General features: G+C 41.5%; 12 protein-coding genes. 9 read left to right on the top strand and 3 right to left on the bottom strand.

The annotated features are described in order from the left end of the window. Nucleotides 1-114 precede the first annotated feature (114 nt). The gene (locus tag ACO03U_RS03670) at nt 115-2,409 is read left to right on the top strand and encodes a CDP-glycerol glycerophosphotransferase family protein (RefSeq protein ID WP_204685447.1); all 2,295 of its coding nucleotides are present in this window, start codon (nt 115-117) and stop codon (nt 2,407-2,409) included. A gap of 106 nt (nt 2,410-2,515) precedes the next feature. On the opposite strand, the gene ACO03U_RS03665 is transcribed toward ACO03U_RS03670, so the two are convergent. Further along, nucleotides 2,516-4,798, bottom strand: a complete 2,283-nt coding sequence (locus ACO03U_RS03665; RefSeq protein ID WP_204685449.1) for a bifunctional glycosyltransferase/CDP-glycerol:glycerophosphate glycerophosphotransferase — start codon at nt 4,796-4,798, stop codon at nt 2,516-2,518. A gap of 433 nt (nt 4,799-5,231) precedes the next feature. Here ACO03U_RS03665 and galU point away from each other — a divergent pair, with 433 nt between their 5' ends. Genes galU through ACO03U_RS03650 form a run of 3 tightly spaced genes read left to right on the top strand, consistent with a single transcriptional unit; the run spans nt 5,232 to nt 8,808 of the window. Further along, nucleotides 5,232-6,107: a UTP--glucose-1-phosphate uridylyltransferase GalU gene (galU, locus tag ACO03U_RS03660; protein ID WP_204685451.1), complete on the top strand. Its 876-nt coding sequence runs from the start codon at nt 5,232-5,234 to the stop codon at nt 6,105-6,107. 36 nt (nt 6,108-6,143) lie between these two features. After that, a complete protein-coding gene (locus ACO03U_RS03655; RefSeq protein WP_204685453.1) occupies nt 6,144-7,097 on the top strand; it encodes a glycosyltransferase family 2 protein in 954 nt (317 codons plus the stop codon). Nucleotide 7,098: 1 nt separating this feature from the next. Then, a complete protein-coding gene (locus tag ACO03U_RS03650; protein WP_204685455.1) occupies nt 7,099-8,808 on the top strand; it encodes a glycosyltransferase family protein in 1,710 nt (569 codons plus the stop codon). 50 nt (nt 8,809-8,858) lie between these two features. On the opposite strand, the gene ACO03U_RS03645 is transcribed toward ACO03U_RS03650, so the two are convergent. Next, complete coding sequence (locus ACO03U_RS03645) at nt 8,859-10,742, bottom strand: sulfatase-like hydrolase/transferase (RefSeq protein WP_204685462.1); 1,884 nt, start codon at nt 10,740-10,742, stop codon at nt 8,859-8,861. A gap of 346 nt (nt 10,743-11,088) precedes the next feature. On the opposite strand from ACO03U_RS03645, the gene ACO03U_RS03640 reads away from it, so the two are divergent. Both ACO03U_RS03640 and ACO03U_RS03635 read left to right on the top strand, forming a co-directional pair. After that, nucleotides 11,089-12,153 carry a diacylglycerol kinase gene (locus ACO03U_RS03640; RefSeq protein WP_204685464.1) on the top strand — a complete coding sequence of 355 codons (1,065 nt, stop codon included), beginning with the start codon at nt 11,089-11,091 and terminating at the stop codon, nt 12,151-12,153. Nucleotides 12,154-12,198: 45 nt separating this feature from the next. Beyond that, nucleotides 12,199-12,687, top strand: a complete 489-nt coding sequence (locus ACO03U_RS03635) for a GtrA family protein (RefSeq protein WP_204685466.1) — start codon at nt 12,199-12,201, stop codon at nt 12,685-12,687. Between the two features lie 79 nt (nt 12,688-12,766). Here ACO03U_RS03635 and ACO03U_RS03630 read toward each other — a convergent pair whose 3' ends face one another. Further along, a complete protein-coding gene (locus ACO03U_RS03630) occupies nt 12,767-13,741 on the bottom strand; it encodes a hypothetical protein (protein ID WP_204685468.1) in 975 nt (324 codons plus the stop codon). A 563-nt stretch (nt 13,742-14,304) separates the two neighbouring features. Here ACO03U_RS03630 and ACO03U_RS03625 point away from each other — a divergent pair. The 3 genes from ACO03U_RS03625 to ACO03U_RS03615 all read left to right on the top strand — a co-directional run bounded on the left by ACO03U_RS03625 (nt 14,305) and on the right by ACO03U_RS03615 (nt 17,413). Continuing rightward, nucleotides 14,305-16,263, top strand: a complete 1,959-nt coding sequence (locus ACO03U_RS03625; RefSeq protein ID WP_204685477.1) for a DUF4373 domain-containing protein — start codon at nt 14,305-14,307, stop codon at nt 16,261-16,263. A 167-nt stretch (nt 16,264-16,430) separates the two neighbouring features. After that, nucleotides 16,431-16,940: an RNA polymerase sigma factor gene (locus tag ACO03U_RS03620; protein WP_204685485.1), complete on the top strand. Its 510-nt coding sequence runs from the start codon at nt 16,431-16,433 to the stop codon at nt 16,938-16,940. 266 nt (nt 16,941-17,206) lie between these two features. Then, nucleotides 17,207-17,413: a hypothetical protein gene (locus tag ACO03U_RS03615; protein WP_204685487.1), complete on the top strand. Its 207-nt coding sequence runs from the start codon at nt 17,207-17,209 to the stop codon at nt 17,411-17,413. The last annotated feature ends 114 nt before the right edge of the window (nt 17,414-17,527 follow it).

Raw genomic sequence — 17,527 nt, 5'->3', positions numbered from 1 at the left:
CTCTGTCGGAACTCAGATTTCGACAGGGCTTTTTAGTGGAATGAATTGAAACTTACCCAAAGAATGGTAGACTATATCTATTAAAAAATATTTTAGAATAGGACGGAAAGACGGATGTCGCTTCTATCAAAAATAAAAAAAAATCTAATGACGCCCCACGAACTCCGCTATCTCCATTTTCGTAAGCAACCTATCCAAAACAAAGCAATCCTTTTGGAAGGTGCCCATGGTCGGGGGATCGAAGGACATATCTATGCTTTAGCTACTGAATTGGTGGCACGTTATCCTGAGTATCAGGTGCGGATTGCCGTGCAAAAGACGGCTCAAGTACCGACTGAGCTACAGGATTACTGCGTGGAACATCTGAGTAGCGAGTACCTTAAGTGTTTGGCGACTTCGGAAATTTTGATCAATGATACTTCTTTTTGGGCCTTTTTTCATAAACGTCCAGAACAGAAGTACTACCTTTTTTGGCATGGCACGCCACTGAAATGTCTGGGGAAAGCTACCCAAGTCCAGGGGTATGGCAATGTCCAGCGGAACCTCGCAGCTGCGGATCTGGTCTTGGTCAATAACGAGTTCACAAAAGACAAACTAGCCGTGGACTTTGGCATCGCTGAGATTGTGGACAATGCCTTTGTGGTAGCGCCTTCACCTAGAAATGCCGTCTTGTTCGATCAATCGAAAGTCGTGCCGGGGCGTTATGTGTATATGCCTACTTGGCGGGATGACCGGCAAGATGTGACGGAAATCCGCAATCATTTGTCAGAGCTGGATCGGGAGTTGACTGATGGGGAAGAGCTTTACGTGAAGCTCCATCCTTACGAAGCGGCTCAACTTGATATCGCAAGTCTTGGTTTACAAAAGGTCAAAGCTTTTCCGGCAGAGCAAGAAGTCTATCAATTTCTGACGACGACGGAAAAGTTAATCACGGATTATTCCTCGATCATGTTTGATTTTGCGGTAACGGGTCGCGAGATTGTCTTATTTACGTATGATCAAACAGACTATGAAGCCACCCGAGGACTGTATTTTCCATTAGCAGAAGTTCCTTTCCCACAAGTTGCCACCGTTTCAGCGTTAGTCCATCAACTTCACCAACCGGGGGCAGCCGACTGGAGTGAGTTGAACCAGCGTTTTAATCCCTACGACTTTGCCAATGGGACGCAAGTTATTTTGCAGTACCTTTTGCAGGGGGAAAAGTCTGAAAATCTTATTCATGAATATCCCCAATGGAATGGCAAAGACAATGTTTTGATTTATGCGTATAAATTTGACAATAATGGCATTACGAACTCTTTGTTAAACTTGTTAAGTGCTGTGGATCTGAGTAAGCGCAACTATATCTTGACCTGGCCAGATGGTCTGATCGAAGCTAGTCGTGAAGCAGTTATCCGTCAGCTACCAGCCGGGGTGCATACTTTTATCGAAGCAGGCAAGACGCAGGCGACTGTGGGGGAGATGCTACAAACATTTGCTTACATGGCAGAGCTCCCGTCTGGCAAAGAAAAGATGGCCGCGATGTATCAGCGGGATTTTCAGCGGATTTATCCGAATCTCAAGGTGATGGATTTTGTTCATTACCCTGGCTATGATCGTTCCTATGCGGTATGGACTTGGGCGCTACAGCCTCTAGGAATCCAGACGATGATCGTGGTGCATACAGATATGGAGCAAGAATTTCAGGTGAACCGTAGCTTGAAACAAAAGGTCATCTTTGACGCATATCGCCAAGCTAATCATGTAGTCTGTGTATCCCAGACCATCGGTGAGAAGATCAAGAAACTAGTACCAGAAGCTTCCGTGACGGTGATGAATGTCTTATTGAACCCTGAAAGAGTGCACCTTTTAGCTCAAGAGCCACTCCCAGAGGAAATCCCGCAACGCTTGTTAAATGACTTTGGCAATGATCGTGTCCGAGTATTTATCAATATCGGACGCTTCTCGAAACAAAAGGGACTAGACCGTTTAGTCACCGCCTTTGAGCAGTTAGCAGATACCACTACGCGTTTGGTGATTATCGGTAGTTATGGACCGGAAGAGGCAGCTATCAAGGACCAAATCGCTAACAGCAAGCGCAAAGACGATATCTATCTTTTTTCACAACTTGCTGCGCCTTACAATTTGGTGGCGGCGGCGGATTGTTTCGTCTTTAGCAGTCGTTACGAAGGGTTTGGCATGGTGGTCTTCGAGTCCCTCGCTCTAGGCACGCCTGTGGTGATGACAGCTGTCCCTGAGACAGTCGAAGCTCTCGATGGACAACCTTGTACCTTGATTGTGGAAAACAGCACAGAGGGGATTTTAGAGGGGATGCAAGCGTTCCTTAAGGGAGAAGTTCCAAAAGCGGGGTATGATTTTGTGGGAAAAACAGAAAAATCCCTTGCTATTTGGGAACGTGTTATTTCCTAAAATAGTAGGGTGAAGAGAATTCATACTTTATGAAATATCATAGAACCATTTAAAATAGCTCCAAGAAAACACCAGATTTTCTTAGAGCTATTTATTTAGTTTATAATCACTGCAAAAAATTTTCTATTAGTTTTGTAATATTCTTAAATGAATCTTGAATAGAGTTGCACGTATACTTTTCTAAATCCATTTGGCTCAAAATGGATGGATATGTGGTGATTTTCTCAGCTAGCTCTTTTTCTGAATATACGATACAAGGAGCCAAATCTTTATTCATATCTTCGTATGTTCCACGTACATCTTTATAATAATCATAATCTTTATATAGCAAAAAGAAAGGTAGATTAATATACAGACAGTCAAAAATAACAGAACTATAGTCACTAATTACAACGTCGCTAATTAGTAAATAAGGTTGTATATCTATTTCACTTGAGATGTAGATTGTATTAGATGAATCATCATTGATATTTTTAGATAAATCATGATTTTTTTCTAAAAAAATATAATCAAATGAAGGATCTAAGTTTTCTATAAATCTTTTTTTATCGAGCATATAACCATTATTCTGGGTTGTAGACCTAAAGTTATAGTCACGCCATGTAGGAAGATATGTCACAACGACTTTATCGGCTGGTATTCCTAATTCAGCTCTCAATGATTTTTTTAGATTTTCATCATCTTTATGTTGAATAAGCCAGTTATTGCGAGGGTATCCGAATTCTTTTATTTTATCCATTTCAATTGAATAGGCACTTAAAAATTTATCGGAAGCAATTTTACTGTCTGAGATTAGGACATCCCAACGGTTGATATCAAACATTTTTCTTGTTTTATGAGTTTTATTTGATCGGACAACTTCTTTTTCGGGTGAATCATATAATACTTTTTTCAAAGGAGTACCATGCCAAAGTTGAATGATATGTTGATTATCATAAAATTTAAAATCTAACGGTATCCAAGATTCACCAATGATAACTTTAGCTTCATCTAGAAACGAATAAAACTCATCACTTCTTGGTTCAATTCGATAGCTTTCAGGAACATCTAAATCTTTCGTGACAAATTTTAAATGTGAGGAATCGTAGATGGTTGAAAGATAATCAAATAGATACCTTGAGTTACCAACATAACGATAATCAAATCCAAGCATTAAAATAGTGTCTTTTAAATTTTCGGAAAGATGTTCTTCATTCTGTACTGAGATTGTTTTGATTTGACGTTCAGGGTGTGTAAATTTATATTGAAAGTTTTCAGCGTTTATTGCGAGCATTGGTTTATAAAAAAATCTGTTTACTCGGTTGCCAATGAAGGCAGGATTAGTACGACGAGTTACTTTGACTTTTCGAAGCAATTCGGGATTATAAAGGTGAACTTTAAAAATTTTTTCAATCATATCAAACCTGTTACTTTGAAATAATTTCATTCCAAAAATCATATAGTATAAATTGCTATAGTATTTTTCTGGATATCTGATACGTTTATTGTATTTTTTTAAAAGCTCAAATCCTTTGTTTCGATAATTAAGTTTTGTTTTTTTATCAACATTTAGTCTCTTTTCAAGATACAATAACAAACGGTGAACAAAGTATTTGAGAACGTGATAACTAGAGTAATAGCCTCTTGGGTGAAAATCAATATAGGATGCTTGAACTGCTTTTAAATAGGAATCTAAATGAATTGTTGAATCACTGTATGATTGGGTTGTTGACTCATTATGGACACGCACATAGTATAAAACATTTGGTAATAATTTAATTTTTTCAGCGTATAGAGCAGCATGTACATAGAATTCAAAGTCTTCATAGAAATACCCTTCACCAAAAAGTATATTATTTTCATTAAGAAAGCTTGTTCTATAAAGTTTATTCACAGAAAAATATGGATCCATATTAAGTAGTTTTTCACAATCTGCACCATAAAGAACATCACCGTTTGAATAGAGAGAATTATAAACTCTCGGTGTAATACGAAACTTTTTTTCTTTATCACGAGAATATAAAGCAAAATTAAAATATACCATATCGATATTTTCTTCAGTTTGTGCTGCAGTAAACGCTAATTCTAAAGTTTTTGAATGAATAAAGTCATCTGCATCAATAAACATTGTGTAGGTTCCCGTAGCAAGCCTAATACCTTGGTTTCTTCGAGCGCCTTGTTTTTTGTTTTGCCCATCGTTAAGTATATGTAAGGCCCAACCTTTTTCGATAAAGCTTGATCTGTATTTTTCAGCTTTTGTAATTGTTTGATCACTAGAGTTATCATCCAAAAGTATACACTCAACGCTACCTGTAAAAGATTGCCGGAGAATTGATGCGAATAGTTCATCAATAGTTTTTTCGGAGTTATATGCTGGTATAATAAGACTAATATCCATTTTTTTAACCACTTTTTCACCTTCATTTTTGAAATAAAATACCAAGTTTTACTATAACTGAAAAAACATTTTTTTCAAGAGAAATTGATTTTTATTTGAAGATACTTTGAATTCAATACTGTACAAACTATTATACAAAAATCATTGTAAAAATTTTTAACTGTTAATAAGCGAAATCTGTCGTATAATATGATAATGGTCTTTAAAAGTAAACTGGGAAGTTAAAGTTGTAATTAGTACTCTTTTTACTTTTATTATTGCTTCAAGTTTGAAAATTTAAATAAAACTGCTGTTTCATGTAAGAATTATGTATGAGAGAACTTTTTTTGATAAATATGATGAGATTACTGATTAGTTTTGAAAATTTTATTTGGAGGATATAAAATACTTAAGTATGGTTCTTTTAGTGTGTAAAATTATTATATAATTGTGGAGGAAGAAAAAAATGACGAAAAAAGTACGTAAAGCTGTCATTCCGGCAGCGGGCTTGGGCACACGTTTTTTACCAGCAACCAAGGCAATTGCTAAGGAAATGTTGCCCATCGTAGACAAACCAACGATTCAATTTATTGTAGAAGAAGCCTTGAAATCAGGCATTGAAGACATTCTGATTGTGACTGGGAAAGGCAAACGTCCGATTGAAGATCACTTTGACTCTAACGTAGAACTAGAACAAAACTTGTCATCTAAAGGCAAAACAGAGTTGCTCGCTTTGGTGGAAGAAACTACTGGCATCAACTTGCATTTTATTCGCCAAAAACACCCACTAGGCCTAGGTCACGCGGTGTTGTGTGCGAAAGCTTTCGTAGGGGATGAACCTTTTGTCGTCATGCTTGGAGATGACATCATGCAAGACAAGGTACCATTGACCAAACAATTGATTAACGACTATGAAAAAACCAATGCTTCAACCTTGGCAGTCATGAAAGTTCCTCATGAAGAGACTTCAAAATATGGGATTATCAATCCGATTTCACAAGTCTCTCCTGGTTTATATGATGTGAAGAACTTTGTTGAAAAACCAAATCCAGATGATGCCCCAAGTGATTTAGCAATCATTGGTCGGTACTTGTTGCGTCCAGAAATTTTTGAAATCTTGGAAAATCAAAAACCTGGGGCTGGTGGCGAAATTCAATTGACGGATGCCATTGACACCTTGAACAACTATCAACGAGTTTTTGCTCATGAATTTACCGGCAAGCGTTATGATGTTGGTGACAAGTTGGGAATGTTGGAAGCCAATATCGAGTATGGGTTGCAACATTCAGAGATTAAAGTAGGGTTGAAGGAATACTTGCAAGAATTAATTAGTAAACTGTAATAGATATGATATTAATTTTATAGAGGAGAAGTCAGAATGCTGTCAATCATCGTCCCGTGCTACAACGAAGAAGAGTCCGTTCCGTTGTTTTTAGCAGAAGTAGAAAAAATCCGTCAAGAAATTAGTCATAAAATTGAGTATATCTTTGTTAATGACGGTTCCCGTGACAACACGCTAGCTGTTCTAAGACAAGCGCACAAGCAATATCCAGAGAGTGTCCGCTATCTTTCTTTTTCTCGAAATTTCGGGAAAGAAGCTGCTTTATATGCAGGATTACAAGCTGCTACAGGTGATTTGGTCACAGTGATGGACGCGGACTTGCAAGATCCGCCAGAGTTGTTGCCAGAGATGATTCGCTTGATTGAGACAGAAGACTATGACTGTATCGGGACGCGCCGGAGTGATCGATCTGGTGAGCCTAAAATCCGGAGTTTCTTTGCGAAAACATTTTATAAGTTGATTAATAAAATTGCGGATACTGAGATGGTAGATGGGGCACGAGACTTTCGGCTGATGACCCGCCAAATGGTAGATGCGATTCTTGAGTTGACTGAATATAATCGCTTCTCAAAAGGGATTTTTAGTTGGGTAGGTTTCAAAACAAAATATTTAGCCTATGAAAACCGGGAACGGGTAGCGGGAGAGACTTCTTGGTCATTTTGGAGTTTGTTTAAATACTCCATTGATGGTATTGTCAATTTTTCTGAAGCACCACTGAATATTGCCTCGTTTGTTGGTGCGCTTTCTTGCGTTGGGTCGATAATTGCCATGATTTTTATTATCATTCGTGCTTTGGTATTTGGTGATCCAACGACGGGATGGCCTTCAATGGTTTGTATTATGCTATTTGTTGGTGGTCTCCAGTTGTTGTGTTTGGGGATAATCGGTAAGTATATTGGTAAGATTTTTTTGGAAACGAAGAAACGACCGGTATATATTGTGAAGGAAACCGAGTGTGATATTCCAGACAAAATTAAGGAGAAAAAGTGAGATGGCGTTAATTAAGAAAAATAAAGAATACTTAATTCTGGCATTTGTCGCATTTTTATTTATTTCTCCTCAATTGTACTATCACTCGATGATTGTAGGTTTTGATTGGTGGTTTCATTGGAGTCGTTTTTACGAAGCAGCAATGCAAATAAAAAATGGACATATCAATTACTTCCAATCTCTATATGCCTTTAGTCAAACTGGACGTGTTATCAATGCCATGTATGGTGGAGATTTTGCCTATCTTCATGGATTATTATTATTGATAACGGGTAGTTGGCTACGAGCAGAAGTAGTATCTGGCTTTTTATGTTCCTTGACTGCGGGTATTACGATGTTTAAATTATCTCGTTATTGTGGTTTATCAAAGGCAATTTCACTAATAACTGGAATCTTTTTAATGGGAACAGCAACTATTGTATTGTATATTCAAGATCAGAGTTTTCCAGGTTGGGCCTCTGCATTTTTACCCTTATGTTTCATACCTGCCATTCGGATGGTCAAACAAAATGTGAAGCAAATTAACCCTGTATTTTTTGGAGGGGCAGTAGCAATCTTAATTTCAATTCATACATTTACTGCTTTAATGTATGTTGCTGCGATTATTCCATTTTGGATAGTGGGGATGTTTCATTCTAGAGAACGGTTGGCTATGTTTCGTGACAGCATACTTTCGGTTGCTGTTGCACTGGTTTTAGGGGCCAATACATTTTTTGCTATGTTTGAGTTAAAAGGAAATAAAATGATAATGCCTTATCCTGTAGAAGATTTAATCTCGAAAAGTATTCAGTTTTCGACAGGAGCCATGAGTCGTTATAATTTGGGTTTAATTTTCTCTTTTCTTGCCATTTTTACGATTATTCTTGGAATTACTTATTTCAACAAAATTTCATTAGTAGAAAAGACAATTTTCATTACTGGAGTTATCTTCTTATTTGTATCATCGAAATATCTTCCTTGGAACAGCCTTGCAAATCATATACCTGCTTTGATGGGGCTTCAATTTCCTCAAAGATTTGCAGCAATTGCTAATGTCTTGCTTATTTTGAGTAATGGCTTTTTTATGATGAAAATAGCAGAAACGTTTAAGGAAGATTGGCGAAAACTTTTTACCAATGTGTTGCTTACTTTCGCTTTGTTAGGTTGCACCTGGGGCTTTAATTCAATCAATGAAAAAGCACAACAATGGCGGACTGACCAATTAACTATGGATGGTGATCGATTAATCGATAGCCCAAAAGTTGTTCGTCAAAAATTTTGGAGTTCTGATTTGTCGGAAGCTTTTGAAACACTTAGAAAAAGCGTTCCTGACTATTTACCGGAGTATGAAGAAGTGAAGTCTCCCTATCCAGCATATCGTAAACAAATTTATGAAAATCCTATTGAGTTTAAAAAAGAAGTTAATACAAAGGATGAACTAGTGATTCAATGGGAGCAAAGTGATAGTTCTGAAAAAGTACAAGTTCCTGTCTTTATCTATAATAACAGTACTATTAATTTGAATGGACAGAAAATAGCTACTGCAACCTCAGAAAAAACCAACATTGGTGCACTTATTGTTCAAGGAAAGGCAGGAGCAAACGAGCTAATCGTAGGGTATGAGCCTTCGCTACTTTTTAAAATTGGAACGCTTCTAAAAATGGTTGGACTTCCCTTGGCGATTATTTATTGTATCTACTATAAATTTCGCTGGTTTAAAGCTAAAAAATAGCAATAAAAAAGAACAGCCAATTCGATTTTAAAACGAATTGGCTGTTCTTTTTACTTGCTGTCTTTGACAATTTTTTCTACCCTAATTTTATTATCATAGTAAGATGACCGCTTACTTACTTCAAGATTGAAAGTATCAGGGCCTAATTTTTCCATTAATGTTGGAGTATCAGAGAATAAATTAGTACCGAGACCTAGCCTATCACCTTTGATTGTTATTCCGAGACTAGCAAGTGTTGTGGGGAACATATCCATCGTGTTAAATTGACGGTTTTTCATCTTATCTGACTGAATTGCCGAGTTATCTATCAAATTAAAAACGGTGCGTTGATAGTCATCAGACAGGGAATTAAAAAAGTTTTTATCCATAGTTAGATGGTCACCGGCAACAATAATTGTTGTATTTTCGTAAAAAGGTTGCTGTTTGGCCCAATTAATAAAATCAGTAATCATTTGATCAGAGAAATGAATGACGTTGCTGTATTGATCATCAAAAAGTTTAGGTGTGTTATCGGTCATAAGGCCATCTTCGAAATGAGTATCAGCAGTTAGCATTGTAAAATTAAAAGGTTTTTCTTGTTTTGCAAGGTCACTGACGACATCTTTAGCGTGCTCAAATAGTTTTTCATCTTCATAGCCCCACCAGACTTTGTAATCTTGAGGAATCCATTTTTGTTCTTTGGCAAAATTGTAGTCGGCAATATCATAATTTCCATGTTGTTGAAAATACTTATCTCGACCTGAAAAAGCAATATCAGATCCTAACATAAAGATTTGATTGTAGCCGTTCTTTTCTAGTATCTCACCTAAAGAGTATGCACCAGGAAGAAATGATTCGACAGACTCTCCAAAATCGTTTGCTTCGTTTCCTTCTTTATTCGCAGCTTTTGCTTCAAAGGAAACTTTCACCGGTACCCCAGCTGTCTGCGCTACTAAGCCACCGACCGTAAACCCGGTAGCTGGCGTTGCTAAAGCACCGCCGTATTGCTCTGTATTTGAGAAGTTGATGGCCCCTTGATCTAACATTTCAGTTAGTTTTGGCAATAGATTTTCATTTTGGCTGCCGCCTTTATCCTTGGACATGTAGCTAGTTTCCAGGGATTCAGCGAAGATGTAGATGAGGTTGCGTTTCTTTTCTGGGAAGGTTAAGTCTACTGATTTTGGATCAACATAGTCATCTTCATAGATTGTACTCTTGTCGATAAAATACGCTTTGACATCAGCATAGCCGATTTTTGAGACACCGCCAAACACTCCAGCGGCGAAGATACCGAGAGCAGCTGCTATCACAGCAATACCGCGGATAGCTGGATGCACCTGGAAGTTGACGTTTTTAGTGATTTTCGCCAAAAGATTGAGTGCAAGCAAATACGTCATGATTGTTAATAATCCAAAGAAGAGAGCACTCACGAGGGGACCGAAAACGTAGCTTACGATCTGGCTCTCGTCCGTTCCTTCTAGTGGTTGGGTGATAGTATAGATGATTTGGTCAATTTTAATATTGCCAAAGCGAGCCATGACCCATTTACACGAGAAGTAGAAGAGATAGGATAACGTACAAAAAATAGTAGCTAAAAAAATCGCAATTCGATCAATTATTTTACCTTTTTGTGGTTTCAAATCAGCCTCGGAATCCGTTGTTTCCTGAGCTTGATTTTGTGACAGGTACGCATTGATAACTAGGAAAATAATAGTAATTGGTGCTAGGATCAAGCTGCCTTTGACTGCATGGGAAAGTCTGGGTAGTGAAAAGAATAGGTCAAAGTTTGGTAACATGTCATACTGGATTAAAAAATAGGTGCCAGACACGAGTAAAAAAACTGTGAAAAAAATGGTATAGCCCCAACTGGTTTTTTGGGTAGACGGTAGCTTTTTTTCAATGAGGTATTGAACGACTAGATATAGGCAACTAGCCAAGATTAATAAGTAAATCACAGGATTCCCTCCATTTGGAAATTGGTCAAAAATGTAAACGATTGCCTAATAGAGTAAGATAAACGAGGCAAAAGACGTTCAATATACATAATAAGCTATTTCATTGGCAAAGTTTATCTTTTTTATAAATCTTTTGGCTTTTTTTATGTTTTATACTATTGAAATATGTTGAGCATCAAAAAGTAACCAGTCAAAATAGAAATGGGATTGTTGCTATAACCAAATATATGTTAAACTCAACATATTGTAATTGGCTGTTGTTATACTCTTTATGTTTTTACATGGCAGCCTTTGTTCTATGTTAAAGTACATATTTGAACACCGATACGATTGAAAGGACGTCACCATGAAAAAAGCACGTGTCATCTACAATCCCACTTCAGGAAAAGAACTTCTAAAACAGCATTTGGCAGAAATTCTCGAAGTGTTGGAAAAAGCCGGCTACGAAGCCAGTGCCTTCCGTACCACCCCCGAACCAAGATCAGCTCAGATGGAAGCCCATCGTGCCGGTTTGGCCGGCTTTGATTTGATTGTGGCCGCTGGTGGGGATGGGACAATCAATGAAGTAGTCAATGGGATTGCGCCTCTCGAAAAGCGACCGATGATGGCGATTATTCCAGCGGGGACGACAAATGACTATGCTCGGGCGTTGCAGGTGCCTCGTAATAATGTCAAAGCGGCCGCTGAGGTGATTTTGAAACAACAGACAGTCAAGATGGATATTGGGAAAACCGATAAGGATTATTTTATCAATATCGCCGCTGGTGGCAACTTGACGGAGTTGACTTATGATGTGCCTTCTGAGTTGAAGAGCATGTTCGGCTATTTGGCATACTTGGCCAAAGGTGCTGAAATGTTGCCACGGGTGAAGCCGATTCCGATGAAACTGGTGTACGATGATGGGGAGTACGATGGCAATGCCTCGATGTTTTTCTTGGGTCTGACAAATTCAGTTGGTGGCTTTGAGCATATTGCACCAGATGCAAAGCTTGATGATGGCAAATTTTCACTGTTGATCATTAAAACGGCTAATATTTTTGAAATCGTCCACTTGGCAGCCTTGATGCTCAATGGTGGCAAGCATGTAAATGACAAGCGCATCATTTATACGAAGACTTCAAAATTGGAAGTTATTCCAAAATCTGATAAAGCGCTTATGATCAATCTCGATGGCGAGTACGGTGGAGATGCGCCGATGACCTTTACCAATTTGCATCAACACATCGAGATGTTTGCCAACCTCGATGCCATCCCGAATGAAGCTGTGATTGGTTATGAAGACGAGAAAGAATCTCACTATGACGCGGTGACCAAGGGCTTTATCAAAGAAGTCGAAAAGCTTTCCCAAGAGGATATTGATGGAGATGGGAAAATCGGGGGCGGGGATGACAAAGATAACAAACATTGTTAAAATGGGCTGGCTTTGATAACTAATATCTTTGAAAGGAACGTATTCATGAAACTCTATACCCGCTTCCGCACCGAACTTGAAAAACGTAAATTATGGGAGGTTTTCATCTATCTCTTCTTTGGCGGTTTGGCAACTATTGTCAACTTTGCTAGTTTTTTCATTGCTCAAGATGTAGCTGGTTTGGGACTGGTTGCGTCAAACACCATCTCTTGGCTAGCGGCAGTACTCTTTGCCTTTGTCACCAATAAACTCTGGGTTTTCCACTCTAAGACAGAAACCCCTGGCGAGTTGGCTGTCGAGTTTGGCAAGTTTATTTTTTACCGTATCTTGTCCTATGTATTAGATATGGGAGCGATGTTGTTGTTGATCAATGTCCTCCATGTGGGAGATTTTTGGGCAAAACTAATCACACAGATATTAGTTGTCATCGCCAATTACCTCTTCAGCAAGCTCTTCATCTTCAAAGGCAATCAAAATGCTCCCATCGTGGAAGAGTACGACGCCACAAAGGAAGCGAATAAGAAAAATATGTAGGCTTAAATGGTATACAAAAGCAAGAGTCCTCGGCTAACCCCGAAGACTCTTTTTTTACTTTTATATTATTCTGATTTCCTCACTCCCTCCCACAAATCTGGCAAAGATGTTTCTTATCCGCCAGTTCCATCTCTTGGTGCCACTTACGATGTTTTTCTTGGGCGTGTTCTTCTTTGCGGACCCAGCTGCGATTGTCGGCGAGGCTGGTGTGGATGCGATAAGTGTCCATCAGCTGGCTGCGGGTGCCGGGGATATGGTAGGTGGTGAGGCCACCAAAGATCCGGTTGAGTAGCGGGGTGCTAGGATACTCTAGATAGCTCATTAGCGGCGTGTCACTGCCGGGAGAGACGGCTTCGTGCATGCGTTTGCGAGCGGAGTGGATCAGGATGCCCCGGATGATTTGGCTTTTCAGGGTGTCGGGACGCACGGGGCCTTTGAGCATCAAGCCATAGGTGGTGATCAGCAGCTTATTGGCCTGGGTGCAGTCGTGGTGCCCTTTCGTCAAGTCTTGGGAGTAGTTTTCGATGGTGGCGGGGTTGATCCACAGTCGTTGATTTTCCCAGTGCTCTGAGGGTTTCAAGGGTATCAGGGTAAAGCGCCAGTTGGCCATCGGGATGTTGTGACTGGCGTGGACGCAGTGCATGCCTTTTAGCAAGGTGGCCGCAGCGGAGCGAAAGGCATTGTCAAAGGCGATATGCTCGTGGTGCTTGAAGGAATCGTTGATGATCTGAGATTGGGTCCGATCCAGCAGATGCAGCGAATCGGTGGTGATCACCAGCTGCAAAGGGGGCTCGCCTAGAAAACGCGGGGCGACTGGCAAGACCGCCAAGAGGAGCTTGCTATGGTCAAACTCGTGCTCCACAGGCAGTTGATTGGTCATCTGGGAGAGGATCAGGCTATCGATGACCGGCTCGTCGTCGGAGTCGGGTGTGACAGCGGCGCCCCAATCGAATAAAGAATCGATCAAGGGTAGTAACTTGGTCAAGTCATAGGTGTGTTGCCGCATTTGGGGGGCGGGACTATTGATGGGTGTTGCGTGAGTATGATGTTTCATAAAAAATCTCCTTTATAGTGTTGATAGGCAGGAAAAGCCGGTGTGAACCACCAAGCATACTCGCGGAAAATCTGCTCCGTGATAAACCGTGGTTGACTGTGCTTTTCCATGACCCTCGCAAAAGTAGATACGCAAATAAATTTCGAAAAAAATCTGCGAACCAGCAAAAAGCGTCACTTTTTGATTTTTAACGAAAGCCATTTTGAAGGAGTCTGGTAGTCGCGGCAATTTAAAGATGAGAGGGCGTAGTCGGCAGCGGTGGCCGGCTTTTTTTGTGGTCAAAAAGCTTGTCAGATCAAGGCAAAAGCGTTTTTGACGACAATAACCCCTAAAGAAAAGTACAGAAAAGCACATCAAATCAAACTAAAGAAAAGGTCCTACTTGCTGGAGATTACGCTAGCTGATAAAAGCTGCCAGCAGTCTCTGAGGAGGGGGCAGGAACCGTTAAAAAATAATTTTAAAAAAATTTTTTACTTTTTTTGAAATAACTCCCGTGATTTTCGTTGTACTTGTAAAGGGCCAAAAATGCGGCGGCAGCGTTTTGGCAAGAGGAGGACATGCGGATGGTGCGACCAATCAAGCAGGGGCTGGATTATTTCCCGACGGATGTGGCGTTTTTGACGGAGAGCAAGGTGTGGCTGATCAAGCAAAAGTGTGGGCTGGGGACGATGGATACGCTGATGACCCTCTTGTCCCGCATCTATGGGGAGGAGGGTTACTTCATGCCTTGGAATACCGAGGTGTTAGATCTAGTGGCTTATCACGGGCAAGTCCCCCACGAGCAGGTACTCAATGTGGTGGAAAAAGCGCTAGCGGTGGGCTTTTTTGACTTGGAAAGCTTTCGGCGGCACCGGATCTTGACGGCGGTGGATATCCAAAAGAAATTCATCACGGCTACTCGGCGGCGCAAAACGGTCTTTCTCAACAAAAACTACCTGCTCATCTCCGAATCCGAGCGGGAAAACTTGGTCATCGGGGAGGACGTTGTGGCGGTGGCATCTGAAGCGGCAGAGATGGCGGAAAATGCGGTGGCGGAGGATTTTTCGCAAATGGTGCAACAGACCGCCGACGCCATCAAGGACTATGAAGCCGCAATCGGTGAGCTGGTGCAAGCCGAGGTGGAGGCTAGCGAGGGCGGTTTGGCTGAAGGTGATGGGATCGCAGTGGTCGGTGAGTTAGGAGGGGGAAATGAGACAGTGGTAAGCGATGCTCTGATGTCGGAAAGTGGAGCAGCGGTGGTCGATGTGCTGGGTGGGGAAAGTGAGACAGCGATAGGCGGCGGTGTGCTGGGAGTGGGAAATGAAACAGAGGTCAGCGATGATTTGATGGCGGAAAGTGAGACAGTGGTAGGCGCTAATCTGGGGCTCGGAAATGAGACCGCGGTCAGCGATACTCTGATGGCGGAAAGTCAAACAGCGTTAGTCGCTGAGCTGGAGACGGGAAAATCGCAAGTCAAAAACGAAAACTCCTCCGCAAGTGAACCGGTAGCTGAAAGTGAAACGACGGTGGCAAACAAGGATTTATTAGCCGAGGCTGAAGGGGTGGTGGCCTCTGCATCTGAAAAAAAGACGGAGACAAAAGGCAAACGAAAATCGGAAATGGCTAGGGAAACTGGTAGGAAAGCTGTTGTTTTGGCGAAAGCGGAGGGACGACAGGATTCAGAGACAACAAAAGGCGCCAATGACATAAACATCCAACCAACTGTTGGTCTGACTGACGAGAGTAAAGGACGTAGGCAAAGCCAAACGCAGTCAATCAATTCAGATATCGGGGAAACCAATCGTGGTGTTGACCGGCGGGTGTCTGTTGATGCTGCTAAAATCACACGTGAGCCAGTTGAAGCAGAGCCGTTGGTGTTGCAAAAAACTGCTAGTTTTCGATTGTGGCAACAGCTGTGGGCGGGGCCAAATGTGGCGACCCAAGCGGAGCTGACCCGACTGTTGCGCAGCTACGGCGATCCGTTGTTGGCGGCGGTGCTGAAAATTGCCAGTGCCCAACAGATCACCAGCGCCTGCAGTCTGCCCTTTGTGAAGGGGTATTTGAAGCGTTGGCAGCAGGCGGGGGTGACTGATGTAGCGGCAGCCCGGGCCTATGAGCGGCAGTGTTTGCAAAAAAATGAGGAAAAACGACAACAGCTAGCTCAAGCCCAACAGCAAGCAGCCGAGGTGGTGAAAAAGCGTCGTGATAGCGGGAAGAAAAATGCTACTGCCATAAAGGAAAAACGTGGCAATGGGTCCGCTTCTCGCCGAACTTCTGCTGGCGGAAAAGCTGCTGCAAACTATGGTCGAGATGGGCGGCCTTATCGGCGGCAGCCGGTGGAAGACTGGAGTGCGTACCCCGATGGCCGGGTGGATCGCCAGTATTGGCTGAAAATGCTGAAAAAGATGCAGCAACTGACGCCGGTAGTGCCGCAACCCTCGGATTATTACCAACTGACGGAGGCGGAGTTGGCATGGATTCATGATGAGACGCAAGGAGAAGAGGCGGCGGTGTACCGCCAGGCGGCAGGGGTATGGGAGTAAAGGTGAGGGGGATTGGGGTGTGTTTGGCGTTTTTGGGGTTGCGTAATAACTATTACTCAACCCCCACCCACGGAAAATCAACAACGCCCAAACTGGTACGTTTTGTAAGCGTAACCAATTTGTTTGCTACGCTGTGCCTCTATTGATAACAGAAATGGGGACGATAAATGAAAAACGATGAAATGGAAGAGTTATTTAAAGAGTATCACGAGCTATTGTACCGAGTGTTGCGTCGGGGCGGGATTTTTCCAACCCATAGTTATTTTGAAGATTATTGGCAAGAGCTGTCGCTGGCCTTGTTTCAGTTGATGAAAAAGGCGCCGGATCGGATTAGCTTTTTGGCAGATTACAATGAAAGTTGGTTGTTTAGCCATTTGTTGTGGCGCTTAGCCGATGTTCGGCGCTACCAGAAACGCCACGTCAAAGAGGAGCTATTAGATGTGCCGGTAGAAGAGTTATTGCAAACGACACCGGTGGCAAAGCTTGGTGCCGCCGAGGCGCTGGAGCGAGATGCGCTTTTGCTGGGTTTTTGGGACTCTTTGAAACCTAAACAGCAGCGACAATTGGAAGCATTGTGGCAGGAAAAATGCCAAAAACAGTCGGTGAGCCCAGCCTTACTTAGTTATTACCGAATTCGCTTACGACAGATTTTCAAAAAGTTTTGCGAAAACTTTTGATATGGCGACTGTTATTTTCGTTGTATATATAGAGGCCTAAAAAAACGAACTTCAAGCTTTTGCCAACGGTGCACCGGCGGCTAAAAAATGAAGTTCATCGGTTCTAGCTTGTGGGAACCGCCGGCAGTCAGCACACCTGAAACATCAGGTAGGGGGATGATCATCGCGGTGTTACTATGTGGGACACGGCTGTCAAAACTAACGCAAGCACCAAACACGGGAGAGTCGGGGACTTTCTCAATCAAACATTTATGGAGGGAAACGTTATGAAAACACATTTGGAAACTGGCTTAGGAATTATGATTCAAGAACCGGATCAAAAAAATCTGACGAAACAATTATTGAACTACTGTATCAAAGACCCTGCTGAAGCCAAGGTCGTCAGCCTGATTGATATCTGGGCGCCTTTGATGCCTGAAGACAGCGATGTCATGAGTGTAGTGGAAACTACCAAAACGGAATACGTCAAATAACAACTGGCAATTTTTAGCTAGCTGTCATGGGAAACCAAGCAAAACTGACAGGCTGCTAGTAAAAACTTCATAAACCGTGGTTCAACCATTTTAGAAGTTATCTAGCACCTGTTA

Source organism: Enterococcus diestrammenae, from assembly GCF_049384045.1.
Classification (GTDB): Bacteria; Bacillota; Bacilli; order Lactobacillales; family Enterococcaceae; genus Enterococcus_C; species Enterococcus_C diestrammenae.
This window is presented reverse-complemented; position numbering and strand designations above follow the sequence as displayed.